The sequence below is a fragment of the Streptomyces sp. RerS4 genome, from assembly GCF_023515955.1.
Taxonomy (GTDB): Bacteria; Actinomycetota; Actinomycetes; order Streptomycetales; family Streptomycetaceae; genus Streptomyces.
Genome location: NZ_CP097322.1, coordinates 1,726,395 through 1,753,050, shown reverse-complemented (window position 1 = coordinate 1,753,050; position 26,656 = coordinate 1,726,395). Strand labels below are relative to the sequence as shown.

At 73.5% G+C, this 26,656-nt stretch carries 20 protein-coding genes and 1 pseudogene; 8 read left to right on the top strand and 13 right to left on the bottom strand.

Annotated elements, in window-relative coordinates; translation table 11 throughout:
• Window position 1 precedes the first annotated feature (1 nt).
• Both M4D82_RS08045 and M4D82_RS08040 read right to left on the bottom strand, forming a co-directional pair.
• On the bottom strand, window positions 2-409 hold the full coding sequence (locus tag M4D82_RS08045; protein ID WP_349637052.1) for a hypothetical protein: 408 nt from the start codon (window positions 407-409) through the stop codon (window positions 2-4).
• Window positions 410-661: 252 nt separating this feature from the next.
• The gene (locus M4D82_RS08040) at window positions 662-1,477 is read right to left on the bottom strand and encodes a DUF8842 C-terminal domain-containing protein (protein ID WP_249765375.1); all 816 of its coding nucleotides are present in this window, start codon (window positions 1,475-1,477) and stop codon (window positions 662-664) included.
• 294 nt (window positions 1,478-1,771) lie between these two features.
• On the opposite strand from M4D82_RS08040, the gene M4D82_RS34285 reads away from it, so the two are divergent.
• Both M4D82_RS34285 and M4D82_RS08025 read left to right on the top strand, forming a co-directional pair.
• Entirely contained in the window at window positions 1,772-2,680 is a 909-nt protein-coding gene (locus M4D82_RS34285; protein ID WP_349637051.1) for a LysM peptidoglycan-binding domain-containing protein, read from the top strand.
• A gap of 30 nt (window positions 2,681-2,710) precedes the next feature.
• Window positions 2,711-3,682, top strand: a complete 972-nt coding sequence (locus M4D82_RS08025; protein ID WP_249765374.1) for a helix-turn-helix transcriptional regulator — start codon at window positions 2,711-2,713, stop codon at window positions 3,680-3,682.
• 329 nt (window positions 3,683-4,011) lie between these two features.
• Here M4D82_RS08025 and M4D82_RS08020 read toward each other — a convergent pair whose 3' ends face one another.
• Both M4D82_RS08020 and M4D82_RS08015 read right to left on the bottom strand, forming a co-directional pair.
• The gene (locus M4D82_RS08020; RefSeq protein ID WP_249765373.1) at window positions 4,012-5,052 is read right to left on the bottom strand and encodes a phosphatase PAP2 family protein; all 1,041 of its coding nucleotides are present in this window, start codon (window positions 5,050-5,052) and stop codon (window positions 4,012-4,014) included.
• 240 nt (window positions 5,053-5,292) lie between these two features.
• On the bottom strand, window positions 5,293-6,408 hold the full coding sequence (locus M4D82_RS08015; RefSeq protein WP_502988888.1) for a glycosyltransferase family 39 protein: 1,116 nt from the start codon (window positions 6,406-6,408) through the stop codon (window positions 5,293-5,295).
• A gap of 351 nt (window positions 6,409-6,759) precedes the next feature.
• Between M4D82_RS08015 and M4D82_RS08010 the strand changes: the two genes are divergently transcribed.
• Together M4D82_RS08010 and M4D82_RS08005 are read left to right on the top strand one after the other, a co-directional pair.
• A complete protein-coding gene (locus M4D82_RS08010; RefSeq protein ID WP_249765371.1) occupies window positions 6,760-8,514 on the top strand; it encodes an MFS transporter in 1,755 nt (584 codons plus the stop codon).
• 119 nt (window positions 8,515-8,633) lie between these two features.
• Window positions 8,634-9,812 (top strand): acyl-CoA dehydrogenase family protein, encoded by a 1,179-nt coding sequence (locus tag M4D82_RS08005; protein ID WP_249765370.1) that lies wholly within the window; start codon window positions 8,634-8,636, stop codon window positions 9,810-9,812.
• Between the two features lie 32 nt (window positions 9,813-9,844).
• On the opposite strand, the gene M4D82_RS08000 is transcribed toward M4D82_RS08005, so the two are convergent.
• On the bottom strand, window positions 9,845-10,303 hold the full coding sequence (locus tag M4D82_RS08000; RefSeq protein WP_249765369.1) for a cell division protein SepF: 459 nt from the start codon (window positions 10,301-10,303) through the stop codon (window positions 9,845-9,847).
• Between the two features lie 286 nt (window positions 10,304-10,589).
• Between M4D82_RS08000 and M4D82_RS07995 the strand changes: the two are divergent.
• The 4 genes and pseudogenes from M4D82_RS07995 to M4D82_RS07980 all read left to right on the top strand — a co-directional run bounded on the left by M4D82_RS07995 (window position 10,590) and on the right by M4D82_RS07980 (window position 14,493).
• A pseudogene (locus tag M4D82_RS07995) lies at window positions 10,590-11,982 on the top strand (DUF5685 family protein).
• A gap of 83 nt (window positions 11,983-12,065) precedes the next feature.
• On the top strand, window positions 12,066-12,875 hold the full coding sequence (locus M4D82_RS07990) for a DUF1684 domain-containing protein (protein ID WP_249765368.1): 810 nt from the start codon (window positions 12,066-12,068) through the stop codon (window positions 12,873-12,875).
• A 156-nt stretch (window positions 12,876-13,031) separates the two neighbouring features.
• Entirely contained in the window at window positions 13,032-13,916 is an 885-nt protein-coding gene (locus tag M4D82_RS07985; protein WP_249765367.1) for a S1 family peptidase, read from the top strand.
• A 97-nt stretch (window positions 13,917-14,013) separates the two neighbouring features.
• Window positions 14,014-14,493 (top strand): hypothetical protein, encoded by a 480-nt coding sequence (locus tag M4D82_RS07980; protein ID WP_249765366.1) that lies wholly within the window; start codon window positions 14,014-14,016, stop codon window positions 14,491-14,493.
• A 30-nt stretch (window positions 14,494-14,523) separates the two neighbouring features.
• On the opposite strand, the gene M4D82_RS07975 is transcribed toward M4D82_RS07980, so the two are convergent.
• The 8 genes from M4D82_RS07975 to M4D82_RS07940 all read right to left on the bottom strand — a co-directional run bounded on the left by M4D82_RS07975 (window position 14,524) and on the right by M4D82_RS07940 (window position 26,571).
• Window positions 14,524-15,432: a DUF4231 domain-containing protein gene (locus tag M4D82_RS07975; RefSeq protein ID WP_249765365.1), complete on the bottom strand. Its 909-nt coding sequence runs from the start codon at window positions 15,430-15,432 to the stop codon at window positions 14,524-14,526.
• A gap of 88 nt (window positions 15,433-15,520) precedes the next feature.
• Complete coding sequence (gene fxsT, locus M4D82_RS07970; RefSeq protein ID WP_249765364.1) at window positions 15,521-19,501, bottom strand: FxSxx-COOH system tetratricopeptide repeat protein; 3,981 nt, start codon at window positions 19,499-19,501, stop codon at window positions 15,521-15,523.
• Window positions 19,498-20,943 (bottom strand): TIR-like protein FxsC, encoded by a 1,446-nt coding sequence (locus M4D82_RS07965; RefSeq protein WP_249771570.1) that lies wholly within the window; start codon window positions 20,941-20,943, stop codon window positions 19,498-19,500. Before M4D82_RS07965 ends, fxsT begins: the two co-directional genes overlap by 4 nt.
• A 43-nt stretch (window positions 20,944-20,986) precedes the next feature.
• Entirely contained in the window at window positions 20,987-21,802 is an 816-nt protein-coding gene (locus M4D82_RS07960) for an AAC(3) family N-acetyltransferase (RefSeq protein ID WP_249765363.1), read from the bottom strand.
• Window positions 21,799-24,063 (bottom strand): radical SAM/SPASM protein FxsBH, inactivated beta-hydroxylase extension form, encoded by a 2,265-nt coding sequence (gene fxsBH, locus M4D82_RS07955; RefSeq protein ID WP_249765362.1) that lies wholly within the window; start codon window positions 24,061-24,063, stop codon window positions 21,799-21,801. The genes M4D82_RS07960 and fxsBH overlap by 4 nt, the downstream gene beginning before the upstream one ends.
• A 29-nt stretch (window positions 24,064-24,092) precedes the next feature.
• Window positions 24,093-24,257 (bottom strand): FxSxx-COOH cyclophane-containing RiPP peptide, encoded by a 165-nt coding sequence (fxsA, locus tag M4D82_RS07950; RefSeq protein ID WP_249765361.1) that lies wholly within the window; start codon window positions 24,255-24,257, stop codon window positions 24,093-24,095.
• Between the two features lie 202 nt (window positions 24,258-24,459).
• Window positions 24,460-25,359, bottom strand: coding sequence for an alpha/beta fold hydrolase (locus M4D82_RS07945; RefSeq protein ID WP_249765360.1), 900 nt, complete (start codon window positions 25,357-25,359; stop codon window positions 24,460-24,462).
• A 123-nt stretch (window positions 25,360-25,482) separates the two neighbouring features.
• On the bottom strand, window positions 25,483-26,571 hold the full coding sequence (locus M4D82_RS07940) for a YhgE/Pip domain-containing protein (RefSeq protein ID WP_249765359.1): 1,089 nt from the start codon (window positions 26,569-26,571) through the stop codon (window positions 25,483-25,485).
• Window positions 26,572-26,656 lie beyond the last annotated feature (85 nt).

Sequence of the window (26,656 nt, the reverse complement as noted above, 5' to 3'; positions counted from 1 at the left end):
GTCAGTAGCCCCGGCGCGGAGCGGGCGGCAGGGCCGCCGGGATGTGCTGCATCCCGGTCTGGTGCTGTCGCCCGCCGCTGTATCCGGAGCCGGAGCCGGCGGACCCGGCGTAGGCGTACGAGGGCTGCTGGGCCGGGAGGGGCGTGTACGCCGGCTGCCAGGGGTCGGCCTGCTGCCACGGCGAACCGTTCCATCCGCTGCCGTACGAGGACCCGTAGGACCCGCCGGTGGACCCGCCGTACGAGCCGGTGCCGTACGAGCCCCCGTACGAGAACGCCGTGAAGCCGAGGTCCTCCTCGCCCGTACGGTCGCCCGGCAGGGCCCGGAAGGCGCGCAGGTACTCGGAGTACAGCGTGTCGTAGATCGGGGTGTGCGAGGCGGCCGGAGCGATGTCCCGTGCGTGGCGCATCGGGGGGACGCTGCTCGAAGGGGACGGGGCGCGGGAGGGGTCGTATGAATGCACGTATCAGCCAACGAACCCGGAGCCTCGCGGATGCGGGGTGACGGGGCCCAAAACGCGGATCGCCGGGGGTGCGCGGGACGGACCGCGCACCCCCGGCGCATGCCGTTCCGCCCCCTCGTGCGGGGCGGACGGCGGTCTCCGGGTGGGAGTTCCGGGTGGAGCTTCCGGGTGGGAGGGACAGCGGGGGAGGGGTGGTGGTCAGGCGCCCGGGGTGCCGGCGAGGGGCATCGAGGCGGCGACCAGCTTGCCGTTGATGGCGGCCTTGTCGAGCGCGTCACGCAGCAGGTCCTCCCGGGGCTGCTGGCCGATGGAGCCGACCGGGGCGGCGTAGATCAGCACGCGCTGGGTCTTGTTGACGGCGGCCCGCCAGCCGTCCGTGACGCTCAGCGCCTGGTGCGCCTGCCACCAGGCCACCTGGGGGCCGCCCTCCGGTCCGGGCTGGAGCACGGCGTGCAGCTGGCCGCCGGCGAGGAGCACCGACCAGCCGCTGAGGGGGGAGGGCAGCTCGGTCGTGTCGGTGACCGGGATGAAGCCCTGCTCGATGAGGAGCGGCAGGAAGTCGTCGCCCGGACCGGTGGTGCCGGGGCGGGCGATCGGCGCGGTGGGCTCGACCACCAGCGCGGGGTGCAGCTCGCCGCCGATCAGGACCAGGCCGCTGGTGATGCCGAGGACGGCCTGACCGCCGGGCAGGGACTGCGGGACCTCACCGGCGGCGGGCGCGGCGTCCGGGGTCGGGCCGTCGCCGGTGATGCTGCGGACCGCGCCCTGGAGCTGCTCCTCGGGGACGTTCACCACCTGGGAGGGGATGCAGCGGGTGTGGGCGAAGGCGAGGACTGCGGTGTCGTCGCCGACGAACAGGACCGTGCTGGTCGGCTCGGTCTCGGGGTCGCCGGGGGTGCGGCAGGAGGTGCAGTCGTAACTGCTCGGGGCGTCGTCGCCGGTGAGCAGCCTGTCGGCTTCTTCGTCACCGATCTCGGCACGTACCTCAAGACTGACGTCGAGCATGCGCGGCACGGGGTGGCTCCTCATTCGTGCGGTCGCCGAGGGGTTCCCGGCTCGCCGGGCTCAACGGCCGGACGGCGGCCGGGGTCACGCCGTTTGAGGGAACGGAATCGAACCGGACACCCGCAGGGGTGAACCGTCCGCGCGCGGCTTCGCTTTGGTGGCAACTGTTGTTCTGTTGTGTGCAGTTGGTGTTCGGTGCCGGCCGTTTTCGGGGTGGGTGCGGAGGTCGACCGTCCGGGTGGGGCGCGCGGGTGCGCCGCGTGGCGGGCCGGGTGGGCGGCGGGTGCTCCGTAGCGTGATCCGATGTCCGAACTCAGTCTCCGCGGCCGGTGGGCCGCGGTCGTGGCCGGCGCCGCGCTGGTGCTCGTACTCCCGTGGGGCGGCGGCGCGGTGGCCGCGCCGCCCCCGCCGGCCCCGGGACCGGCGGGGGTGGCGGCCGGGCACCGGACGCCGGACTGCGGACCGGGTGGGCAGTGGCCGTGGGACTGCGTCGCCGACTGCGAGAGCGGTGGGCGGTGGGCGGTCAACAGTGGCAACGGCTTCTACGGGGGACTGCAGTTCCGGCAGCCGACGTGGGAGGAGTACGGGGGCCTCGCGTACGCGGCGCGGGCGGACCTGGCGACCCGGGAGCAGCAGATCCGCGTCGCGGAGGACCTGGTCGCCACGCAGGGGTGGCGGGCGTGGCCGGTGTGCGCGCAGCGGTACGGGCTGGGGGGACGGATGCACGTGGTGCGGGCCGGGGAGACGCTGGAGGGGATCGCGCGCAGGCGTGGGGTGCCGGGTGGGTGGCGGGCACTGTACGCGGCGAACCGGGGGGTCATCGGGAACCGACCGGAACGGCTCCGGCCGGGGATCTTCCTGACCCTGCCGCCCACGTCGACCCCGACCCCGGTGAGCCCGACGCCGAGCCCGACGGGTCCGGCCCCGGTGAGGCCGAGCCCGACGCCGAGCCCCAGCCCGACGCCGACCCTGACGCCGAGTCCGTCGAGTCCGTCGAGTCCGTCGAGTCCGTCGAGGCCGGTCCCGGTGGGCCCGAGGCCGACGCCGAACCCGTCTCGTCCGGCGAGCCCGGTCCCGAGCCCGTCGGGCTCCTTGACCCCGGTTCCGGCCCGCTCGGGGCCGGCCGCCACGGGCCCGGCGGGCCCTTCGGCCCCGCCGCGTCCGGTGCCGGCTTCGGCCGGTGCGGGTGCTCGGCCGACGGCTCCGCGCTGAGCCCCGTGGGGCGTGGGGGAGACTGCGGGGATGCTCGATACCTCCGCACGACTGTTGCGCCTGCTGTCCCTGTTGCAGGCCCACCGTGAATGGACCGGCGCCGCCCTCGCCGAACGGCTCGGCGTCACGCCCCGGACCGTGCGGCGGGACGTCGACCGGCTGCGGGAGCTCGGCTACCCGGTGAACGCCAGCCCCGGCACCGGCGGCGGCTACCGGCTCGGCGCCGGGGCCGAGCTGCCGCCGCTGTTGCTCGACGACGACGAGGCCGTCGCCGTGGCCGTGGGGCTGCGCACCGCCGCCGGCAACGGGGTCGAGGGGATCGGGGAGGCCTCCGTACGGGCCCTGGCCAAGCTGGAGCAGGTCCTGCCGACGCGGCTGCGCGGACGGGTCTCGGCGCTGAACGAGTTCACCGTCCCCCTCCTGCGCCGCGCCCGCCGGGACACCGTCGACCCGGCGGTGCTGACGGAGCTGGCGGCCGTGTGCCGGGACGCCGAGCGGTTGCGCTTCGGCTACCGCGACCACGGGGGCGACGTCAGCCGCCGCACCGTCGAGCCGCACCGGCTCGTCTGCACCGAGCGGCGGTGGTACCTCGTCGCCTGGGACCTCGGCCGCGAGGACTGGCGCACCTTTCGCGTGGACCGGATCGAACCCCGCCCCCCGCACGGCCCCCGCTTCACCCCGCGCCCGGCGCCCGCCGAGGACCTCGCCGCGTACGTCTCCGAAGGGGTCTCGCAGCGGGCGTACGCCGCCCGAGCGGTGCTGCGGCTGCGGATGCCGGCCGAGGAGGCCGCGCGGGTCGTCGGCCCCGCCGACGGGACGCTGGAGCCGCTCGACGCGGACAGCTGCCTGCTGCGCACCGGGGCGGTCAGCCTCGATGTTCTGGTGATTCACATCATGTTGCTCGGCTGTGAGTTCGACGTCGTGGAGCCGCCCGAGCTGACCGCCCGGATCCGGGCGGCGCGGGACCTTCTCGGGCGGGCTCTGCAAGGCGAAGCGGACTAGGCCGTCTCTTGGGCGGGTTCGGGGAATCCGGAAAACGCTTCGGTCGTTCTCCGGCGGAATTCGAAGGCATTCCGGGTCGGGCGTGTCGCGCCCCGGAAAGAATGCCGTGCGCGGCCTTCCGGGGGATGCGCGTCCGCGCCGGCCCGGGTGGGCCCGCTGTCGACAATCCGTGACACAAGCGTGACCCGGTACGGAGGAACGTCCGGGCGCTTCGCTGACGCATTGTGCGTATGAACGCCGAAAGCGGGCCGATTCGGTGAACCGGCCCGCTTCGCGCGCGGGGTGTCGGGTGTGCGTACCGTCCCCGCGGGGTCTGCCGTACGCCGCGGTTAGCCGCCCGTGGCCGGGCGGGCCGAGGCGCCCCGGGCGCCGGCCCGTTCGCCGTGCGCCGGGCGGCGGCTCCCGGCCGGGGTGACCGGGGTGCGCTCGGAGCGGATGAGGTGCGGCCTGCCCACGGTGTGCGCGGCCGGGCGCAGGCTCGGGGAATGCGCGGGGGCACCCGCCGGGGCGGCGGTACAGGCCTCGGCGGCCCGGCGGGGCTGCCACTTCCCGCCGGCGGAGAGCAGCGGCGTGAGGGCGGCGGCGACGGGCTCGGAGACCTTGCCCTCCTCCAGGCGGCGGCGCCACAGCTCGCGCAGTTGGAAGACGTACGCCTCGACGCGGGCGATGAGCGGCTCGAACCAGGGCAGCGCCAGCATGATCAGCAGACCCGCGGTCCAGCCGAGGAGCACGTCGGAGACCCAGTGGGTGCCGAGGTAGACGGTGGTGGCGCCGACGCTCAGCGAGACCACCGCCGACACGATGGACAGCACCCGGCGGGTGACCGTGGTGGAGGCCAGGTAGGCCAGGATCCCCCAGGTCACGACGGCGTTGGCGGTGTGGCCCGAAGGAAATATATCGCCGCCCGCGAAGAGCTCGGCGGAGCCGATCTGGGTGGCGTAGTGCGGACCGAGCCGGCCGAGGCCGAGCTTGACCGAGCCGACGGTGACGTTGAGCAGGAGCAGGGCCACGCCGAGGGTGATCAACGGGCGCAGGGTGTGCTGGCGCCACGAGCGCCAGCCGAGCCAGGCCGCGACCATCACGGCGGTGGGTCCGCGCTGGCCGAGTACGACGAGGTAGTCGAGGAACGCGTGCAGCTGCGGCCACTGCTCGTAGGGCCGGAAGAACATGATCTGCCAGTCCAGCCGGACGAGCCAGGACGTCGTGAGGACGGCGACGACGATCGCGAGGTAGAACGCGAGGGTCGAGGCGAGGAGCACGACGCGGTGCCGGCTCATCTGCGGCGTTTGCAGATGAGCCGGACGCTCTGGTTCCCGGTCCAGCCGGGCGAACACCGGCTCCAGACGGGTCAGCATTTGGTCGGTACGCACTCAATCGACGTTACCGCGCGACGAAGGGCGGCCCGGTCGAATCGCGGGCTTTGTGATGACCATGTGATGTGGAGTGCGTCTCACGGGGGGTTTAATTCCCGCGATTTCGCCTCTTGTTGGAACTTCTCCGATTCAACTCCGGGAGTCCTGACCCGGCAATTATCCGCATGCTTACGCCGGACTTATTGGTCCGGGTCAATTCTTTTGCCGAATCATGGATTGGAATGATCCATTCCGTGATCACGGCGGTCCGGACCCGTTCAGCCAGAAGGCCCCGTATACCGCCGCACCCACGGCCAGTGCCCCCGCCACGGCCGCCGCCCGCCCCGTCCGCCACCGCGCCAGGGCCACCGCCGGCGGCAGCATCAGCGGGAACGCCGGCAGCAGCAGCCGGGGCTTGGAGCCGAAGTACCCCGAGGCGCACAGCGCGAGCGCCACCACGACGCCGGCGTAGACGAGCAGCGCGGCGGGCTGCCGTTGCCGTACGCACAGCCGGTACAGCCACAGCACCAGCGCCACCCCGACGAGCAGCCCCAACCCCGCCGGGAACGCCGGCGAGGCCAGCCGGGCCCCGATGAAGTGGGCGAAGGCCCAGCCCCCGTCGAAGCCGTTGCCCCAGCCGGCCTGCACGTCCAGGTAGCCGAGCAGCCCGCCGCCCGTGCGCCGGCCGACCCACAGGACGTACGCCGCCGCGCCCATCGGGGCCAGCAGCACCCCGAGCGCCATCCGCCGGGACCCCTCCCCGCGCCGCGCCGCGAGCGCGGCCGCCACCCACACCGCCGCGACCACGGCGGCGCCGACCGGCCGGGTCAGCCCCGCGCCGGCCGCGAGCAGGCCCGCCGCCGGCCAGTTCCCGCGCAGCGCGTGGAAGAGCGCCCAGGCGGCCAGGGCGGTGAACAGCGCCTCGCTGTACGCCATCGACTGCACGATCGCGACCGGCAGCGCCGCCCACAGCGCCACCGCGAACACCGCGGCCCGGCGCCCGTGGAGCCGCTCCGCCACCGCGAAGATCCCCCAGGCGGCGGCGAGCCCCGCCACCGCCGAGACGACCAGGCCCGCGGAGCCGTACGACAGGCCCGTGACCGCCGCGACGAGCCGCTCCAGCCAGGGCAGCAACGGGAAGAACGCCAGGTTGGAGTGGACGGCCCCGCTCGGCAGGACCACCTCGTACCCGTACCCCTCGGCGGCGATCCGGGCGTACCAGAGGGAATCCCACCGAGCCGACAACAGCGTGTGCGGGCTGCTGCCGGCCGCCGCGCACCACACCGCGAGCACGCCCAGCCCGAGCAGCCGGACCGCCACGAACACGGCGAGCGCGGGCGCGGCCCGACGCGGTCCGGGAGGGTTCACGGACACGGGTCCTCGGGGTACGGGTGTCGCGGGTGGGGAGGTCACGGCACCGAGTATCGACGCCGGCCCCACCCGACCCGCACACCGGCCCGCGCCACCGATCCACACCGACGGCAGAACCACATACCGTCACCGCGCGTGTACGAGGGGGGAGGACGGAACGGGGCGAGTGGCACACACCACATACGGGGCGTCGCGGGGATGAGAGCTTGGCCACGTGTCGTACACGCGAACTCGCGTACGCTGACCCTTCACTCGCGTGTCGATGCCGGACCCGTAGGACGCCGCACAGCGCACCACCCGCGGCGCCCACGACGCTGTCCGCCGAGTGCGAGGGACCACCTGGGAGGTACATGCATGTCGGGGACGAACACGACCGGCGACAGGAACCCTTCCCTTCGGCAGCGGATCAGTGCCGCCTCCGGCGGGGCGAACCGCTGGCTCGTCCTGGCGGTCCTGTGCGTCAGCCTCGTGCTCGTCGCGCTCGACGCGACGATCCTGCACGTGGCCGTCCCCTCCGTCACCGAGGACCTGCGCCCCGGCGCGATCGAACTCCTGTGGATCGTCGACGCCTACCCGCTGGTGTGCGCCGCCCTCCTCATTCTTTTCGGCACCCTCGGCGACCGCGTCGGCCGCCGCCGGATCCTGTTGCTCGGCTACGGGCTCTTCGGTGCGGCCTCCGCGCTCGCCGCCCTCGCCGACAACGCCCAGGTGCTGATCGCCGCGCGCGCCCTGCTCGGCGTCGGCGGGGCGATGATCATGCCGGCCACCCTGTCGATCCTGCGCCAGGTCTTCCCCGACCGCCGCGAACGGGCCCTCGCGATCGGCATCTGGACCGCCGTCGCCGCCATCGGCGCGGCGAGCGGCCCCGTCCTCGGCGGCTTCCTCATCCAGCACTTCTGGTGGGGTTCCGTCTTCCTCATCAACATCCCGCTGATGGCACTGATCCTGCCGCTCGGCCGTTGGCTGCTCCCCGAGTCCAAGGGGTCCTCCGACGGGCCCTGGGACGTCCTCGGCGCGCTGATGGCCGCCGCCGGCGTGCTCGGCGCGGTCCTCGGCATCAAGCGGATCGGCGCGGAGCGCGACCTCCTGGACCCCGAGGCGGTGGTGCCGCTGCTCCTCGGCGTCGTCCTGCTGGTCCTCTTCGTACGCCGCCAGAAGAGGCGCGAGCACCCGCTGATCGACATGCGGATGTTCTCCCGCGCCGCCTTCTCCACCTCCGTCGGCTGCATCGTGCTCGCCATGCTGGCCCTGGTCGGCCTGGAGCTGATCGCCGTCCAGTACCTCCAGCTGGTGCTGGACCTCAGCCCGCTGGAGACCGGCCTGCGGCTGCTGCCGCTCACCTTCGCCGCCATGGCCGCCGGTGCCACCGGCTCGTACACCCTCCAGCGGGTCGGCCCGCGCACGATGGTCTCGCTCGGCTTCGTGCTGACCGCCTTCGCCGTGGTGCTGCTGACGTTGATGGGGCAAAGCGATCGGCCCGTGCTGCTGACCGTCGGTTTCATCCTGCTCGGCTTCGGGCTCCAGACCACCCTGTTCGCCGCCTACGAGTCCATGCTGAGCGAGGCCCCGGCGGAGACCGCCGGAGGCGCCGCCTCCATAGGCGAGACCTCGTACCAGCTCGGCGCGGGCATGGGCATCGCCCTCCTCGGCAGCGTGATGAACGCCGCCTACGCACCCGGCCTCCTCGACCTCCCCGGCGTGTCGGCCTCGGACTCGGCGGGCGCCGCGCACTCGCTGGGCGAGGCCTACCAGATCGCCGCCGCCCTGGGCGGTCCGGCCGGGGAGACCCTCCACGCCGCGGCCCGGCACTCCTTCGTCCACGGGCTGCACGTGACCCTGCTGGTCAGCGCCGGCCTGCTGCTGGCGGGCGCGGCGATGGCGCTGATGCTGCCGCGCACCATGGACCCGGCGGAGCGGGTCGACCGCGACACCGACGGTGTGGGCGGCGTGGGTGGCGTCGACGGAGTCGATGGCGTCGAGGCGGAGGTCGCCGGCGGAGCCGTACGCCTCCCCGCGCAGGCGGCCGAGCCGGCGCTGCCGGGCGCGGGCGCCCGCATCCCCGGCCCCGCGACCGGGCCCGACCGCGACCGCGCGGGCCGCCCGGCCTGACCGGGTCCCACGACCCCTGTCCCGGCGGCCCCACGAAATCCGGGGGTGGACCTGCGGCGGGGCGGGCGACAAACTTGCACCGCAAGTTTCCGCCGCACGTGCCTGCCGGGAGGCCCCTCTTGTCCGCGCCGTCCTTCGCGCCCACCGATCCGCTCGGCCTCGACGATCTGCTCAGCCCCGAGGACCTCGCCGTCCGCGACACCGTCCGCGCCTGGGCCGCCGACCGCGTCCTGCCCCACATCGCCGGCTGGTACGAGGACGGCGAGCTGCCCGGCATCCGCGAGCTCGCCCGCGAACTCGGCTCCATCGGCGCGCTCGGCATGTCCCTGACCGGCTACGGGTGCGCGGGCGCCAGTGCCGTCCAGTACGGCCTGGCCTGCCTGGAGCTGGAGGCCGCCGACTCCGGCATCCGCTCGCTGGTCTCCGTACAGGGCTCACTGGCCATGTACGCGATCTGGAAGTACGGCTCCGAGGAGCAGAAGCGGCGCTGGCTGCCCGGCATGGCGGCCGGCGAGCTCATCGGCTGCTTCGGGCTCACCGAGCCCGACGTCGGCTCCGATCCCGCCGCGATGCGCACGTACGCCAAGCGCGACGGCGGCGACTGGGTGCTGAACGGCCGCAAGATGTGGATCACCAACGGCTCGGTGGCCTCCGTGGCCGTGGTCTGGGCGCAGACCGACGAGGGGATCCGGGGCTTCGCCGTCCCCACCGACACGCCGGGGTTCTCGGCGCCGGAGATCAAGCACAAGTGGTCGCTGCGCGCCTCGGTGACCAGCGAACTCGTCATGGACGACGTACGACTGCCCGCGGACGCGGTGCTCGCGGGCGTCACCGGGCTCAAGGGACCGCTGGGCTGCCTCAGCCACGCGCGGTACGGGATCGTCTGGGGCTCCATGGGCGCGGCGCGCGCCAGTTTCGAGGCCGCGCTCGACTACGCGCGGACGCGGGAGCAGTTCGGCAAGCCGATCGGTGGCTTCCAGCTCACCCAGGCCAAGCTCGCCGACATGGCGTTGGAACTCCACAAGGGCATCCTGCTCGCCCACCACCTGGGGCGGCGTATGGACGCGGGCACCCTGCGTCCGGAGCAGATCAGCTTCGGCAAACTCAACAACGTCCGCGAGGCGATCGAGATCTGCCGCACCGCGCGGACCATCCTCGGGGCCAACGGGATCTCCCTGGAGTACCCCGTCATGCGGCACGCCACCAACCTCGAATCGGTCCTCACCTACGAGGGCACCGTCGAGATGCACCAACTGGTGCTGGGCAAGGCGCTCACCGGGCTCGACGCCTTCCGGTAGGCGGCCTTCCGGTGGGCCGGTGAGGGCCTCGCTCAGCTCTGGTTGAAGAAGTCGCGGGTGCGGCCGCCCGCCTCGCCGCTGACGATCTGGGTGTCGGCCGGGGTCAGGAGGAAGACCCTGGTCGCCACCCGCTCGATCGAGCCGCGCAGCCCGAAGGTGAGGCCGGCCGCGAAGTCGACCACGCGCTTGGCGTCGGTGGGGTCCATCGAGGAGAGGTTCACGATCACCGGGACGCCCTCGCGGAACAGCTCGCCGATGCCACGCGCGTCACGGAAGCCGTCCGGGGTGACCGTCGCGATCCGCCGGCCGCGCTCGACCGCGGAATCCGTGGCGACCTGGACCCGGGGGTCGGTGACCCACTGGTCGCCGGGGCCGGAGACCGAGCCCTGCTGGCGCTCCACCGCCTCCGCGTAGTCGTCGTCGTAGTACCGCTCGTCGTCGCTGTCCTCTACGAGACCCAACCAGGCACTCGCCTTGCGTACCGAACCCATGGACGCCTCCTTTCACCGTGGCCAGTCTGTCTTCTTCTCCGCTGCCCCTATGGTCGTCCATGATGCTGACAACGCGCCAAGTGGATAGTCGCCGCGCAGGGGTTTCGTGACGGGACTGGTGCAGAACATCCGTTGCACCGTCAAGGTTCCTGATGGCTACCACTGCTGACTGAGTGAAAATACGACCGCCGCCGCCGTACGGGTGAGGTACCGGTGCGTACGGGTGAACGATCGGGCTGGGTACGATGCCCCGGAAACTCGCAGATCACACACGGGGGAACCGGATTTGTTCGGCATCGTCAGACCCTGCACGCACCGGCTCGGCGAACGGTTCAAGACCGAGTGGATGGCCCATCTGTGCGGGCTGTGCCTGGCACTTCGCGGGGACCACGGGCAGTTCGCGCGGGTCGTCACCAACTACGACGGGCTGCTCGTCTCCGTCCTGACGGAGGCTCAGTCGGGACCGCTGCCCGGCGCACGGCGCACGGCCGGCCCCTGTCCGCTGCGCGGCATGCGCACCGCGCCGGTCGCCAACGGGGAGGGCGCGCGGCTCGCCGCGGCCGTCTCGCTCGTCCTGGCCTCGGCGAAGGTACGCGACCACGTGGCCGACCGGGACGGCCTGTTGGCCCGCGCCCCATCGCCGCCGCCGCGCGGCGCGTGGCCCGGGGCTGGGACCGGGCCGGCGCCCGCACCGGGGCCGCGCTCGGCTTCGACACGGCGGTGCTCGTGGACGCCGTGGACCGGCAGGGCGGCATCGAGAGCCTGGCCGGGATCGGCACGCCGGTGCTGGTGGTGACCGAGCCCACGGAGACCGCCACCGCGGCCGCCTTCGCGCATACCGCGATCCTGGCGGGACGGCCAGGCAACGCGACCGCGCTGGCCGAGGCCGGCCGCTACTTCGGGCGGCTCGCGCACCTGCTGGACGCCGTGGAGGACCAGGTCGCCGACGCCGAGGCGGGCGCCTGGAACCCGCTCACCGCGACCGGCACCTCCCTGACCGAGGCCCGGCGGTTGTGCGACGACGCGCTGCACGGCATACGGCTGGCCCTGGGGGAGGTGGAGTTCGCCGACGCGGGACTCGCGCACCGGCTGTTGGTGCACGAGCTGCGCACCTCCGTGGACCGGGCCTTCGGGGCCGGTACCTGCCGGCACGGCGTGTCGAACGCGGCGGGGCAGGGGTACGGGCAGGGGCAGGGCCCGTACGCGGGCGGCCCGTACGGCACGCCGCAGAACGCCGGCCCCTACGGCTCCGGCCCGTACGGCGCCGGCCCCTACGGCTCCCCGCAGAACGCCGGCCCGTACGGGCAGCCCGGTCCCGGCGGTCCGGCGGGCCCGCCGCCCATGGGGCCGGGCGGCCCTGGGGCCCCGGCGGCGGCGGTCACGGCGGCCCCTCGGGGCAGCGGCCGCGCCGCGGCCTGCTGGCCGGCTGCGCGGTGGCGATCGGGCTGTTCTGCACGTGCCAGGTCTGCTGCACGCAGTACGAGGGCCCGTGGTCGCGCAAGAAGCGCGACCCCTGGTGTGACGCCTGCGACTGCTGCGAATGCTGCACCAGCCGCTCACCGTCCGGAAGCCACGGCGGCAACACCGGTGGCGGTGGCCGCGGCAACACCGGCAGCGGCAACGGCGGCGGCGCCGACGGCGGCTGCTGCGACTGCAACTGCTGCGGCTGCGACTGCTGAGACCACGTCAGCTCCGTCTTCCCACAGGCCCGGACGGGCTACCCGGGGTTCCCGACCGGGCCGGTGTGGAAGGGTTCAGGGGCATGAATGACGACGACGCCGCCAACGCCTGGCGACAGTGGCACGAGCACCGTGAAGCCACGGTTTCCGCCCCCTACGGACCTCTGTCCCTGATCGGCACCCACTGGATCGCCGACTACCCGGAAGGTCGAATTCCGGCCGTTCCGGGGCACTGGCACGCCACCGCCGCCGGGGTCGTGTTGAAGGCCTCCCCGCAGGACCCCCTCGCCCTGGACGGCACACCCTTCGCCGGGCGGGTGCGCCCGGGCCCCGACGAGGGGTCCCCCGCGCACTCCCGGCTGAGCGCCGGCGGACGGCGGCTGGTGGTGATCGTCCGCGAGGGCCGGTGGGCGGTACGGGTCTACGACCCCGCCGCCCCGGCCCGCGCGGCCTTCCGGGGCGTGGAGGCCGGCCCGTACGACCCGCGCTTCGCGCTGCCGGGGCACTTCCGCCCGTACGAGGCGGACCGGACCGTCCAGGTCGAGAACGCCGACGGGCGCACGCGGGGCCTGCCTCTCGGCGGTGAACTGAGCTTCTCCCACGCGGGGACCCGGCACACGCTCCAGGTGGCGGTGGACGCCGACGACGGCGCGCTGTGGGCCGTTTTCGACGACGCCACGAGCGGCCGCTCCAGCTACCGCTTCCGCTTCCTGCGGCCCGGAACCCCCGCCGCCGACGGCGCGGTCCTCGTCGACTTCAACCGCGCCCTGCTCCCGCCCTGCGCCTTCGCCGACCACTTCGTCTGCCCCTTCCCGCCGCCCGGAAACACCCTGCCCTTCGAGGTGGCCGCGGGGGAGCGACGGCTGAAAGGCGCCCTTGTCGCCGAGAACTGACGCCGCGACACTCCCGTCAGCGTCATCGGCGGACTTGTCAGGGGCACGTCGAATCTCGCGGCGGTGCCGCGCGATACCGGCGAGCCCTCCGCCGCTCACCGGTCCCGGCACCCCCACGACCGCCGGGTCCCCGACCCCCTTCCGGGAGGACGTGAAGTGAGGATCAAGAGCATCAACCGTGTCCGGCTGCTCGCGGTGGCCACCGGCCTGGCCGCCGTCGCAGCGCTCGCCGCCCCCACAGCCGCCAGTGCGGCCGGCGACGACCACGGATTCAGCCCGGCCCGACTCGCCGCCGCCGGGGCCTCCGTCCTGCGCGCCGACGTCGCGGGCACGGCCTGGCACACCGACACCGCCACCGGGACCCTCGTGGTCACCGCCGACTCCACCGTCAGCGACGCCGAGCTCGCCAGAATCCGCCGCGAGGCCGGGCCCGACGCGGGCGCCCTGCGCATCGAACGCACCCCGGGCAAGCTGACCAAGCTCGTCTCCGGCGGCGACGCGATCTACGCCTCAAGCTGGCGCTGCTCGCTGGGCTTCAACGTACGCAGCGGAAGCACGTACTACGCCCTCACCGCCGGCCACTGCACCGACGGCGCCGGCACCTGGTGGAGCAACTCCTCGCGCACCACCGTCGTCGGCTCCACCGCCGGCTCCAGCTTCCCCAACAACGACTACGGCCTCATCAAGTACGCCAGTAACTCCCCGGTCCCGCCCGGCACCGTCGGCGGCCAGGACATCACCAGCGCCGTCAACGCCACCGTCGGGATGTCGGTCACCCGCCGCGGCTCCACCACCGGCACCCACGGCGGCTCGGTCACCGGCCTCAACGCCACCGTCAACTACGGCGGCGGCGACATCGTCTACGGCATGATCAGGACCAACGTCTGCGCCGAACCCGGCGACAGCGGCGGCCCGCTCTACTCCGGCACCCGCGCGGTCGGCCTCACCTCCGGTGGCAGCGGCAACTGCTCCTCGGGCGGGACCACCTTCTTCCAGCCCGTCGTGGAGGCCCTGAACGCCTACGGCGTCAGCGTCTACTAGCCCCCACCCACCCGCCCGCGACCCGTCGCGGCACCCCTGGACGTCCTCCCGCCTTCTGGGAGGATGTCCAGGGTGTCCACGGGGGAGGGGCTTGCCCATGAAACGCATCGGCGTGACCGGCCACCGATCGATCCCGGACGAGGCGCTGGGCCACGTACGCGCGGCACTGCGCGCCGTACTGGACGGCCACCAGGGACCCCTGGAGGCCTTCTCCAGCCTCGCCGACGGCGCCGACCAACTCTTCGCCGACATCGCCCTGGAATGCGGCGCCGACCTCACCGTCGTCATCCCCAGCGAGGACTACGAGCAGACCTTCGAGGACCCCGACGCCCTGGCCCGCTACCGGCGCCTGCGACGCCGCGCCGGCCAGGAGGTGCGGATGGCCTTCGACCGCTCCACGGACGAGGCCTACTACGCCGCCGGCACCTACATCGCCGACTCCTGCGACCGGCTCGTCGCCGTCTGGGACGGCCTGCCCGCCCGCGGGCACGGCGGCACCGCCGAGATCGTCGCCTACGCCCGCTCCCTCGGCAAACCCGTCACCGTCATCTGGCGCGAGGGCGTGGCCCGCGACTGAGCCACACCCCCACCCGCCCGGCCCCGGGCCTCAACTGCTGTGTCGGGCCAGCCAGTCCGTGTGCTGCGGGGACACGTACCGTTCCGTCTCGTAGACGGCCGACGGCCACTGCTCCTGCGTGATCGTCGTCTGCATCACGACCATCATCGCCGCGAGGTCCTGCTCGATCAGCGTGTGCGCCTCGATCAGCGGATGGTGGCGCCGCACCTCGTTCCAGGCGATCCCGGCCGCCGCCGCCGCGCTGAGCAGCGCCGTCAGCCGCGGCCCCGGACCCGAGCCGAAGGCCCCGAGCAGCGCGAACAGCAGCGCCAGGCAGGTCAGCAGCACGATCGTCCACGACCACAGCGCCGTCGCCCGCCGCGAGCCTTCCGTCTTGCGCCGGTACCAGTCGCGCTGCTCGATGAGCCGGTCGCGGACGTACGTCTCGCGCCGCACCTGGTAGTCCCGGCCGCGCAGCCGCTCCATCGCCCCGGTGATCTCCGCTCCCTCCGGCACCAGGCCCGCGGCGCGCGGATCCTGCCACCCCATCTTGCGCAGTTCGTCGAGACCCGCCTCCAGGCGCGTCCCGTACAGCGCCGCGGCCCCGCCGTCCTGCCCGCCGCCCGCCGCCCCGAACGGCGCCCCGTGCACGGCGTACCGCCACGCCAGGGACTTGATGAACTCGGCCGCGCTGCGGTTGAGCTGCCACTGCGGACGGGCCCGGCGCCGGCTCGCCCGTACGCCCACGGCCAGCACCCCCGCGTACGCGAGCGCGCCGAGCGCCCCGAACAGGTGCAGCGAACCCACGGCGGGCCCGGCGGGCAGGGCGGCCGCCCCCGCCGCCGCGACCAGCAGCATCAGCTGGGCGCGGGTGGCCTGCGTCGACTCCCGCTGCCGGGAGATCGCCGCCCGGTCGGTGTGGTGGAAGAGGGCCGGCAGGTCCTCATTGCGAAAGGTCATGCTGTCGCTCACAACGCCCCCCAGGGTGTTGTCGGTCCTTCTGCCTCCGGGTGGCGGGAGCCCTGTGAGGCCCCGCCACCCGGCCGGATCACACCGCGAGCGGCTCCAGGTCCCGGTGGACCCGCCGCTCGTCGCGCGCGTACCGGGTCAGACCGTGGTCCTCCCCGAGCAGCCGGGTCAGTTCCGACACCGCCTCCGCGCGCACCCGGGCCGCCTCCTCCTTGCGGCCCATCATGTCCAGGCTCACCGCCATGTTGGACGCGCTCGCCAAGGTCTCCGGGTGGTGCGCCCCGAGGGCCTCGCGCAGCCGCCTCACCGCGACCCGCTCCAGTTCCAGCGCGCCTTCCGGATCGCCGAGGTCGGCGCGCGCGTTGGCCAGGTTCAGGTGGGCGAAGATCGTGTGCGGGTGCTGGTCGCCCAACACCTCGCGCATCCCGCGGATCGTGTGGCGCAGCATCGGATCCGCCGTCTCCGATGCCCCCGTGCCCCAGTGGAACACCGCCAGGTTGTTGACGGCGGCCAGGGTGTACGGGTGCCGCTCGCCCGGCACCTTCATGTACTCGTCCACCACCTCCTGCGCCAGGTCCCGGGCCGCGCCCGCGTCGCCGGTCGCGAACAGGTCGGCCGCCAGGTTGAGTTCGCAGGCCAGCAGGTCCGGATTGACCGAGGTGTACTTGGCCCGGTAGCGGTTGCGGGTCGCCGTCGTCAGCCGCAGCGCGTCCTCCAGCTCGCCGGCCCGCCGCAGCGACACCGCGAGGTTCTTCGCCGCCGACAGCGTCCCGGGGAAGGCCCGGCCCAGCTGCCGCTTGTAGATCTCGTACGTCCGGCTCAGCAGCTGCACCGAATCGTCGTAGCGGCCCACCTCCCGCAGGTCCCGGGCCAGGTTCTGCGCCGAGGACAGCGTGTACGGGTGGTCCGGGCCCAGGACCTCCGTACGCCGGTCGAAGACCTCCTGGTCGATCTCCCGGGCCCGCGCGTACTGGCCGATCATGCGCAGGTTCAGCGCCAGGTTGTTCGCCGCGGCCAGGGTGCGCGGGTGCGCCTCGTGGAAGATCTGCCCGAAGCCCTCGTGCGCGGCCGTCGCCAGCTCCATGGCCTCCCCGTACCGGCCCAGCGCGCCCAGGTCCATCGCCAGGCCACTGGTGGTCATGTACGTGTGCGGGTGCGAGGGACCGAGCGCGGCCCGCTGGCGCTCCAGGGTGACCTCGTCCAGCTCCTTCGCCTCCACGAACCGCCCCTGCGAGCGCAGGATGTTGGAGAGGTGGAAACGCAGGTACAGGTACTGGAGGTCGTCGCTGCCGAGCATCTCGCGCCAGGCCTCGCGCAGTTCCTCGCCCAGCGCGTACGCCGCCTTGAAGTCGCCGCGCTTCCACAGGTAGCGCACCCGGTCGATCAACAGCCGGCGGGTCTCCGGCTCCTTGCAGAGACGCGCCTCGGACGGGCTCAGGTGCGGCCAGATCGTGTTGAACCGAGGCCAGGTCTCCGGGTTGTCTATCGGCTCGTCGTCATCGGGCCGCGCACCCGCCAGGATCCGGTGCACCGCGTGCCGCGCCTCGCGCTGCTCCTCCTCCGACAGCTGCGCCCGGATGACGGCCTGCACCAGACGGTGCACCTGGATGCTGTTGCCGACCTGGTCGACCTTGGCCATCGCGAACCGGCCGATCTCCCGGATCACCCGGCCCAGCACCAACTTCTCCTGGAGGGAGGAGTCGTAGGGCTTGAGGGCGTCGATCATCTCCTTGCTGTACAGGAGGTTCGCCGATATCGGCTCGGGCGCGAAGAAGGCGCACAGCTGCAACAGCCGCACGGCGGCGGGGGAGCGGGACTGGAGCCGTTCGATCGACACGTTCCACGTCGCCGCCACCGGCTGCGGGTATCCGGCCGGCTGGTTCAGGCTCAGCACGCGCGCGGCCTGCTGGGCCAACTGCTCCAGGTACGCCGACACGGGCGTCGCCGTCTCCGCGATCCAGGCGCCCGCCTGCTCGACCGCCAGCGGCAGGTCGCCCACCGCGACGGCCACCTGCTCGGCGTCCTCCTTGGTGAGCCCGGGGGCGCGGCGCTGGAGGTGCTCGACGGACTCCTCGCGCAGGAACACGTCCACCGGCAGCGCGTCCCCGTACTGCGACCAGGACTGGTTGCGGGAGGTCACCAGCACGTGGCCCGGACCGCCCGGCGGGAAGAACCGCTTCAGCGTCTCGGGATCGTCGGCGTTGTCGAAGACCAGCAACCACCGCGAGGTCGGAACCCCGCGCCGCAGCAGGTCGATGGCCTCCTGGGAGGCCGCCGACATGTCCTCGCCGGTCTGCGCGCCCAGCCGCACCGCCAGCTCCGCGAGGGCCGCCACCACGTCGTCGGTCTGCTCCGAGGAGATCCACCACACCAGGTCGTAGTCGGCCATGAACCGGTGCACGTACTCCAGCGCCACCTGCGTCTTGCCGACGCCGCCGAGCCCGTACAGGGTCTGCGGCTGCGGGAGCACCACGGCCATGCCGCCGCCGAGCTGGTCGCGCATCCGCTCCAGCACGATGCCGCGCCCGGTGAACCCGGGGTTGCGCGGCGGCGCGTTCCAGATCTTCGGGACCGTGCCGGGGAAGCGCGGGCCGGGCTGGGAGGCGCTCGCGACGCTGTCCGGCAGCGCCGTCGGGCGCTCCACGGCGCGCAGCAGGGCGGTGGTCGCGTGCACCTCGTCGAGGCGGAACAGGTCCACCGGGTTGCGGTCGATGTACGGCGTGGCCAGGCGTACGTCGCCCACCCGCAGCGCGACCAGCTGCCGGCGGCCCCCCGTCGGGTCCTCGGCGGCGGCCCGGTTCCACACGTCCACGGCCCGCGCGGACTTCAGGTAGGCGCTGGAGAGCAGCACCACGGTCCGGGCGGCCGTGTCGACGCTGATGCCGGTGCCCCCGCCCAGGGTGTCCCCGGGGCCCGTGTTCGGGGCGCGCTCGGCGGAGACGTCCTTGGGGACGACGCGGAAGCCGGCCCGGGTGAGCACCGACTCGATCCAGTCGGCCCACATCCGGTTCTCGGCGACGTAGGAGAGGAACAGGTCGGCGGGCAGCGCCGGGCGGCGGCGGGTGAAGGCGTCGCGGATCCGCAGTCGGACCTCTTCGCCGATGGCCGGCATCGAGGTGACCTCGCCCTCCGTGACCACCGTCGTCAGCCGCTCGAAGGCGGAGAGCAGGGAATTGGTCAGCCCGGCCTCGTCGCCGAAGGTGGCGAGCGTCTCCTCGTAGGCGTAGTAGGGGCGGTACGGGATCTCCACCGCGCCCCAGTAGGAGGTGAGCTCGTCCCCGACCAGCCCGCTCGGGAAGCGGTCGAACTTGATCCGGGCCAGCGCCCGGCCCGCGTCGGCCTTCTCCTTCTCGCCCTCGTCGATGCGCATCGGCACCGGGTAGATCTTGATGCCCCGGTCGTTGAACCGCTCGTCGATCTGCCGCGCGACGGACGCGGCGCCGTCGATGGACTGGTCGGACAGGGTGAAGCAGTCGACCAGGACGTCCGGGAGGTGGACGGTGCAGATGTCGGCGATGTCGGACAGGCCGGTGCGGCTGTCGATCAGGACGTAGTCGTAGTTCCGCTTCATGTCGGCCCGTAAGGCGTCGAAGAAGAGGCCGCCGCCGAGGCGGTCGTAGAAGTTGTCCCAGTCGAACGTGGACACCGTCGCCGAGTACTCGCGGTTCTGCCGGCCCGCCGAGACGAAGTCGAGGGTGCCGCCGTCCGGGAACTCCCAGCCCAGGGTCTCCGGGGTGAGGGAGACGGCGTGCGGCTGGATCCGCGCGTAGTCCTTGTGCCAGTCGTCGGCGCGCTGCACCGGGCTGGTGGCCGCCCAGGCGTACTCGCTGATCAGGTCGATGACCCCGGTGGTGGCCCCGAGCGTGGAGGGGTCCAGGAAGGGGTGGAAGAAGCGGTGCAGGCCGGGGGCCTCCAGGTCCCAGTCCACGGCGAGGACCCGCTTGCCGTTGGCGGCCAGGATCCACGCGGTGTTGGCCAGCGCCATCGTGCGGCCCGTGCCGCCCTTGTACGAATAGAAGGTGACGATCCGTCCGTCTCGGTTGTCACGACTCGCTGTCATCCGCGTCCCCCCCGGTCGTTGTCGCTGCTGTGGTCGGTTCGGTCGGGTCCGCCGCGCCCCGGACGGCCGCGGTACGCGCCGGGGTCCCGGAGCACGTCAGGCGGGAACGGGGCGGACGGCGGCGCGGGCGGCCCGTCCATCCCCATCGGCCCGAGCAGACGCGGGCGTTCGGTGTGGGTGTTGCCCGCCGGCAGGTACACCTGGGCGTGTCTGAGGAACTGCTGCGCCGCCGCCTCGACGACCTGCGGCAGGATCTGCCCGAGCGTCTCCATGTTGGCCACCCCGTTGGCGGCGGCCCGGCAGGCGGCCCGACCCTGGCCCATCTTGATCGGCAGGGTCTCCTCCAGCCTGCGCGTCAGCTCGTCCTCCTTGGCCTTGCTCTGGTGGTCGTAGCGGTTCCAGGGCACGACCACGTTGATCCACGGCCGCGCCTCCTGGTCGAAGGCGGCCAGCCGGCGCCGGCGCTGCTCGTCCTCCACCGCCCACCGGTCGACGATCAGGATCTCGGGGCGGGTCGGCGGCTGCTTGCTGTCGAAGTGACCGGCCTCGTCGTCGAAGGAGGACATGGTCGTCCGGTAGTCGAGGTTCTTGACCAACTCCTCGGCCACGTAGGCGATCGGCCGCTGGGAGACGGGATGGTACGGGTTCCAGTCGAGCGCGCTCTCCCCGTAGTACTCGGGGCTGCGCCCCTCCGGCAGATCGTGCCGCGAGGCGGCCGCGACCGTGACGTGGAGGCTGCGGGCGGTCCCGCCGCCGCCCGGTGCGCCCCCTCGGGCGCCGTGCCCGCCGGCGGGGCCGAAGGCGCTGGGCACCACCCGGTAGTCCACCGGCCGGACGGGGCCCAGGCGCACGGTCTCGGCCACCCGCACGATGCGCCGGGCCAGCTCGTACACGGCCTGCTCGTACTGCTCGGCGTACCCGCGCAACTTGATCAGGCCGTACAGCCCGTCGGTGACGTAGCGCTCGCCGAAGGTGTTGTGGTTGAACTGCAACCGCTCGGCCGGGCCGGGCAGTTGGGAGGGCGGGACCGGTACCCACAGGGCGGGCACGATGGCCTCGGCCGGCTCGTTGCTGATCGCCTCGTGGTGGATGGCCCGCTGCGCGAAGGCGTACCACTCCTTCCCGCACATCTCACTGGCGAAGTAGCGCGGCGAGAACAGGGGGACGAAGACCCGGCAGGTGGCGAGCGCCGCACCGAGCCGTTCCGACCAGCCTTCGCCGCTGCGTATCTCCCGGTCCATGAAACCGGCCTCGGATCCGGCTGGCAGCGCGGTCAGCGCCATGACGTGGGCACAGAGATCCCGAAAGAGGCGCTCGACCCACATGTCGGGGTCGGGGCCGCCGGGCCCGAATCTCGGTGTATGCGCATAACTGAGAAAAAAATACGGCTGCACTGATGCGGGCACACGACCCCCGTCCCGAAGATGCGAGCGAAGGAACATCATTCCGGAGCTGCTTCGCCACATCCCCTCATCGTTCAGTCAATCAGCGTCTGTTTTCGGTCATCCAGTCGAGGGCGTGATCGACGGCGTCCGGAATCGAGAAGAGCGTCGCGGGCGCACCCCCCACTCGGCCCCCGCGCATCCGCGCAGCGGGGAACGTCTTCCCGATCTCCGCGAAATCACCGTCGTCCAGCGCGACGTCCTCGTACACGGTCCACTCCTCCCCCTGACCGCCTCCCGGGAGGTTCACCTTCACCACACAGTCGTACATCCGCAAGGGGGGCTTCGGAATTCGATACTCCGCGAGGTGGAAAGCGGTACAGGCCGAAAAGCCCACATTGATCATGAGTACCTGTCCTCCCTCCCAACACAGCTTTCCCAGGGGCGACTCCTCACCCAGGTGACTTTCCCGGCGGTGCCCCGCGCACAGCCGCGCGGCGTCCGCGCCGAGCGCGGCGAACGAGGTCTGCGGGTGCGCGCTGCGGACCGCCCCGGGGGTGGTGCGGACGGTCTCGGCGAAGACGCCGACGCCCTGGGAGGGGGTGCGCGCGGGGTCGAAGGCGGGCATCCGGGAGCGGAAGAGCGCCTTCTCGGCGTCGGTGAGCCCGGCGACGCGTGCGAGGTGGGCGCTGGAGGTGAGGGAGTTCTCCGCCGTGAAGGCGGGGACCACGATGGTGCCGTGGGGGCCGAGCACCCCGATCAGCGCGTCCCGCAGCGCCTCGGCGCGCAGGCCGGTGCCGCCGAGCGCGGCGTGGACGAGGAGCCGGTGGCGGGGGCGTACGCCGAGTAATCGAAGCTGAACGGCGAGCGCGAGGACGCCGGGGGGACGGGCGGGGTCCGGGCCGGCGGGGGGGCTCACGCGTCCACCGCCTTCAGTTCCCAGCGCAGCCGCTCCACCAGGTGTTTGCCGTTCACCGTCAGCTCCGCCGCCTCCGACAGCCGGTCCAGGGCCCGGTGGATCCGGTCCGCCCCGTCCGGCTCGTGCGTGGCCGTCGCCCGCCGGTACGCCTCGACGGCGACCCGCTCGTGTACGTCGGCCAGCAGCCGGGACACCGGGACCGGGCGGGTCCGCCACGGCGAGGGGTGCTGCCAGGCCCCGTCCAGCGCGTACAGGTCGGCCACCTCCGTCAGGGCTCGCAGCCGGGCCCGCCTGCGGCCGGTCAGCAGGGCGAGGGCGGTCTCCCGGACCCCGGCGGCGTACGGGAGACCGAGCGCGCCGGGCCCGTGCCGTCCGGCCTCGCCCCAACCCCCCGCGCGCGGGCCCCCGGCCAGCGGGGTCAGCGTGCCCAGCCCGGCGGCGGCCTCCCGCGCGAACCCGGGAACGGTGCGGTGCAGCAGGGCCCACGCCGCGTCCAGCCGGCCCCGCCAGGCGTCGGCCTCGCCCGCCCCGAGGCGCAGCCGGGCCGGGCGGGCGAAGCAGTTGCGGGCGGGGTCGAGGTCCTCCAACGCCACCGGGCCCCGGCCGGGTCCGGGCGACCAGCTCCGTACGGGCAGCCACCGCGCGTCCCCCGCCGCCGGGCCGAAGCGGTGCTCGGTCCGCCCGTCCCGGACGGCGTACCCCCCGTCGGTGGCGCGCAGGACGGCCCGGCCGTCGGTGCCGGGCGCCCCGAGCCGCAGCAGGCCCAGCGTCGGCAGGTACACCTCGCCGTCCCGGTAGGCCACCTCGGCCCGCAGCTCCAGTCCGCCGCGCAGCACGGCGGCGGCCGTCAGCGCGGCCAGCCGGCGGGCCGCCCCGGGGGCGTCCGGGCGACCGTGGCGGACCCCGTCCAGGGCGTCCAGGACCCAGGTCCGGGTGAAGGGGTGCTCCAGCACCTCGGCCAGCGCGTCCGCGCCCGCCCGCCCGCTCTCCTCGACGCCGACCAGCAGCTCCCAGGCCCGCGCCCAGTCCGCGTCCCCGGCCAGGTCGGCGCCGAGCCGGGCCAGCAGGACGCGGGTCAGCTCCTCCTGGGACCGGGCCAGTTCGGCCGGGTCGGCCAGCTCGGGGGCGATCTGGCGGGACGCGGTGCGGCCCTCGACCCCCTCGACCAGCTCGCGCAGGTCGGAGCAGTAGACCGACGGGTTGTCGAAGCCCGGCCCGCCGGGCCCGTCCTCCCGGTAGCGGTGGGTGTAGAGCCCGCCGCCGCACGAACGTACGACAGGGCAGCGGCGGCACGTGTCGCTGACCCCCGCGAGGCCCAGCTGCCGGGCCCGGACGCCGGGGTGGGCGGCGACCCGGTCGAAGGGGTGGTCGAAGACGTCGAACCCGGTGGCGGCGGCCCCGTCGAAGGCGCTCTTGAGGGAGTCGACCTGCTCCAGCGTCCCGTCCGTCTCGACGACCACGAGGTCGGTCGGCGCGAGCCCGAGGGACTCCGTCAGGCTGGGCCCGCCGCCGAGGGTGGACAGCAGGGACTCGAAGAGCCGTACGGGGACGGGCCGGCCCCGCTCCTCCCAGCGGTCGAAGACGCGCAGCAGCCAGCGGGCGTACGCGTCGGGGGCGCCGTCCGGGCGCGGGGGCGGCGTCTGCCAGGTGGCGTGCGGGAGGAGGAAGTCCACCCGGGGCGGCTCCAGTTCGACCAGCGCGTCGAGGACGGCGACGGGGTCGTTGGCCACGTCCACGGTGCAGAGCAGCCCCTGGTAGAGGTGGCGGTAGGGCGCGGAGCGCAGCAGGGCCAGGGCGGCGAGGACCAGGGGGTGGCTGGTGCGGCCGTCCGCGAAGCGGCGGTGGCGGTCGTTGGCCGCGCGGTCCCCGTCGAGACTGACGCCGACCCGGACGCCGTACTCGGCGAAGAGGTCCAGGTAACGGCGGCCGAGCTGGAGGCCGTTGGTGTGGATGCGCAGATCCAGGGCGGCGGTGCCGGCGAGGGCGCGGGTGAACTCCTCGCAGACGAGGCGGAGTCGGTCCGGGCCCGCCAACAGGGGTTCCCCTCCGTGGAGGATCACCGTGACGGAGGGGAGTGCATGGTCACGGGCATGTTCGGCGAGCCGCGACGCGGTCTGGGAGATGACCTCGGGGGAGATCACCTTCGGACGGGCTCGCCAGCTCTGATCTGCGTGTTCGTAGACGTAGCAATGATCGCACGCGAGATCGCATCTGCTGTGAACCTTCAGGACGATCTCGCGAAATGCGATCAGGCCGGTCATATCCGCCAGTGTAGGGGCGGACTTCGCCGTCAGAGCGCGGAGTTGAAGATCGGCGCCTGAACGCGACGACCGGATTCCGAGGGGAGGACGCGACCGAGTGCCGCGGTGGCGGAGGCGCTACGGGAATCGATCTTCGCGAGCGGGACGCGGCGGTCCTTGACCGTGCTGGTCTGGGGGGTAGCGGAAGTGTTCACGACACCGTCCTCGGGGAGGCCATGTGAAAGGGGAGGAGTGACATCAGCGCGTCGCTGCTGTCAAGCGTGGACTTTACTCGTCCACACCCCATTGGCAACCGAGACATGACGCCTGGTCAAGCGTTCCATGGAAAGCGCGGCGGATTTATCGAGGACGTGCATTCGGCCGTTCGCCGCACGACAAGATCCATTTTCCGGGGCGTCAGACCGGCTGTTGCTCGTCCAGGGGGGTGGGCAGTTCGCGCAGCAGCCAGGTGAGGACGTCGGGCAGCGCGTGCAGCGCCGCGAAGTGGGCGGCGGCCGGGTCGATGGTGGTGGTGGCGCCGGGGATGCGCCGCCCCAGCCACCGGGAGTGGCCGACGGGGGAGAAGACGTCGAGCTCCCCGTGCCAGATGAGCACCGGGCAGCGGATGTCGGCGGGGTCGAAGCCCCAGGGTCTGCTGAAGGCGAGGATGTCGTCGATCCACCCCCAGGCGGAGGTGCGCACGCCTTCCCGGTAGTTGCGCAGCAGCATCGCCCGCAGCCCCGCGTCGGAGACGATCATGCGGTCGTTGGCGGTCAGCTCCCGGCGCAGCTCGTCCAGCAGTCGGCCCGGGTTGCGGCGGATGCCGGCGGCCCGGGGGATCAGCCGGGCGGCGAGGCGTTCGGGGTCGGCGGTGGCGGTGCTGTACTCCTCCACGTTGGAGGCGGCCATTCCGGCGAACCAGTCGAGGTCCTCCGCGTCCCGCGGCGCCAGGGGGACGAGGGCGGCCGTACGGGTCACCCGCTCGGGCAGCAGCGCGGCGCAGGCCAGCGCGCCGGGGCCGCCGCCCGAGCGGCCGGCGACCGCGAAGCCGTCCAGGCCGAAGGAGTCGGCGACGGCGGCGACCTCCTGGGCCACGTCGGCGACGGTGCGGCCCGGGTGGCGGTCGGAGCCGCCGTAGCCGGGCCGGTCGTAGGCGATGAGCTGCATCCGCCGCTGGTAGAGCACCATGCCCCGGGGAGCGGGCCCCAGGCGGCTGCCGGGCATGCCGTGGAGCAGGAAGACGGGCTTGCCGTCCGGGTCGCCCCAGCGCTCCGCGATGAGAACGCGTCCGGCGGCGGTGCGCACTTCTCGGCGCACGCGTTCCTCCCTCGGGTGGCTCGGCGTCGACCGTCAGGGTGATTGTGCGCTCGGGTCGCGGAACGCGGTAGGGCGCGCCCGACGGCACATTTCTTGGGAAATCCTTCACAAGGGCACACGGGTTCAAGGGGCGGCGGGGGAGTCGTCGGGCGGGCCGCTGCCCACGGCGGCGCCGGGACGGCCCCGGCGCCGGACCGCGCAGGCCACGGTGATCGCGGCGCCGACCACCGCCCAGGCGGCCAGCACCAGCATCGGGCCGGCCGTGCCGTTGCCCCGGAAGTAGGCGACGGAGCGCGCGGCGTACGTCCCCGCCCCCGGCGGCAGCGCCGGGCCGATGGCGCTCCAGAACGGCGGCAGCAGCGGATACGCGTAGGCGCCGCCCGCGCTCGGGTTGCCGAACACCACGATCAGCAGGATCGCCAGGCCGATGCCGACCACGCCCGCCAGCCCCTGGAAGGCCAGGGTCACCGCGCCGACGGCGAAGACGACCAGGGCGCCGAGCCCCCACAGTGCCACGAGGGAACCGGGCAGGGCGCCCAGGACCGGACCGGCGACGACCGCGCCGAGCAGCCCGGCGGCGAGGGAGTAGACCAGCAGCGCGCCGAGTCGGATGACGGCGCGGGCCGCGTTGGCGGGCCGGGCGCCGGCGCTGATCGCGAGGATCGCGGCGCACAGGTAGCCGCCCACGCACCAGCCGACGACCAGGTAGAAGGAGCTCAGCCCGCGGCTGTCGCCCCGGTCGGCCGGGGCCACGTCGACGACCCGCACCTGACGCCCCCGCGCCGTCTCCGCCCGGCCGACGACCTCCTCCAGGGCCTGGGAGAGGGAGGCTCCGGCGCCGCTCGCCACGAGCAGGCGGTCGCTCGTCCCGGTCGGATCGATGATCAGCGCCCCGTCGACGTCCCGGTCGCGGATCTGTCGGAGCGCCGCGGCCTCGTCCGCGACCACGCGGGGGTCGAGCGGCGTGCCGGGCAGGTCGGCGAGCTGCCGCGCGGACCGTTCGGCGACCTGGCCGACGGGGGCGGCCACCGCGATCGGGATCTCGTGCGGCTTCGGGTGGTGGAAGGCGCCGATGTAGGAGGTGACGAAGGCCAGCTGGAGGGCCAGGACGCCCACCACCAGCAGCGCGGCCCGGGTGGTCACGGCGTCCTTGACCTCGGCGAGGAAGCCGCCGGGCGGGCCGGCGTCGGTGCTGCGCTGGGGCTGGGTCATGCCTTCACGCTCCGCGCGGCGGGGGGCGGGCGCAGCAGGGAAGGGCCGAATGGATGATCGAACAAGTGTTTCGCACGGGTATTCG

Coding starts and splice junctions, on each gene's coding strand:
- M4D82_RS08025 (WP_249765374.1), top strand. CDS start 2,711: ATGCTCGATACCTCCGCACGACTGTTGCGCCTGCTGTCCCTGTTGCAG.
- M4D82_RS08045 (WP_349637052.1), bottom strand. CDS start 409: ATGCGCCACGCACGGGACATCGCTCCGGCCGCCTCGCACACCCCGATC.
- M4D82_RS07965 (WP_249771570.1), bottom strand. CDS start 20,943: ATGTTCCTTCGCTCGCATCTTCGGGACGGGGGTCGTGTGCCCGCATCA.
- M4D82_RS34285 (WP_349637051.1), top strand. CDS start 1,772: ATGTCCGAACTCAGTCTCCGCGGCCGGTGGGCCGCGGTCGTGGCCGGC.
- M4D82_RS08000 (WP_249765369.1), bottom strand. CDS start 10,303: ATGGGTTCGGTACGCAAGGCGAGTGCCTGGTTGGGTCTCGTAGAGGAC.
- M4D82_RS07975 (WP_249765365.1), bottom strand. CDS start 15,432: ATGACCTTTCGCAATGAGGACCTGCCGGCCCTCTTCCACCACACCGAC.
- fxsT (WP_249765364.1), bottom strand. CDS start 19,501: ATGACAGCGAGTCGTGACAACCGAGACGGACGGATCGTCACCTTCTAT.
- M4D82_RS07940 (WP_249765359.1), bottom strand. CDS start 26,571: ATGACCCAGCCCCAGCGCAGCACCGACGCCGGCCCGCCCGGCGGCTTC.
- M4D82_RS07980 (WP_249765366.1), top strand. CDS start 14,014: ATGAAACGCATCGGCGTGACCGGCCACCGATCGATCCCGGACGAGGCG.
- M4D82_RS07990 (WP_249765368.1), top strand. CDS start 12,066: ATGAATGACGACGACGCCGCCAACGCCTGGCGACAGTGGCACGAGCAC.
- M4D82_RS08010 (WP_249765371.1), top strand. CDS start 6,760: ATGTCGGGGACGAACACGACCGGCGACAGGAACCCTTCCCTTCGGCAG.
- fxsBH (WP_249765362.1), bottom strand. CDS start 24,063: ATGACCGGCCTGATCGCATTTCGCGAGATCGTCCTGAAGGTTCACAGC.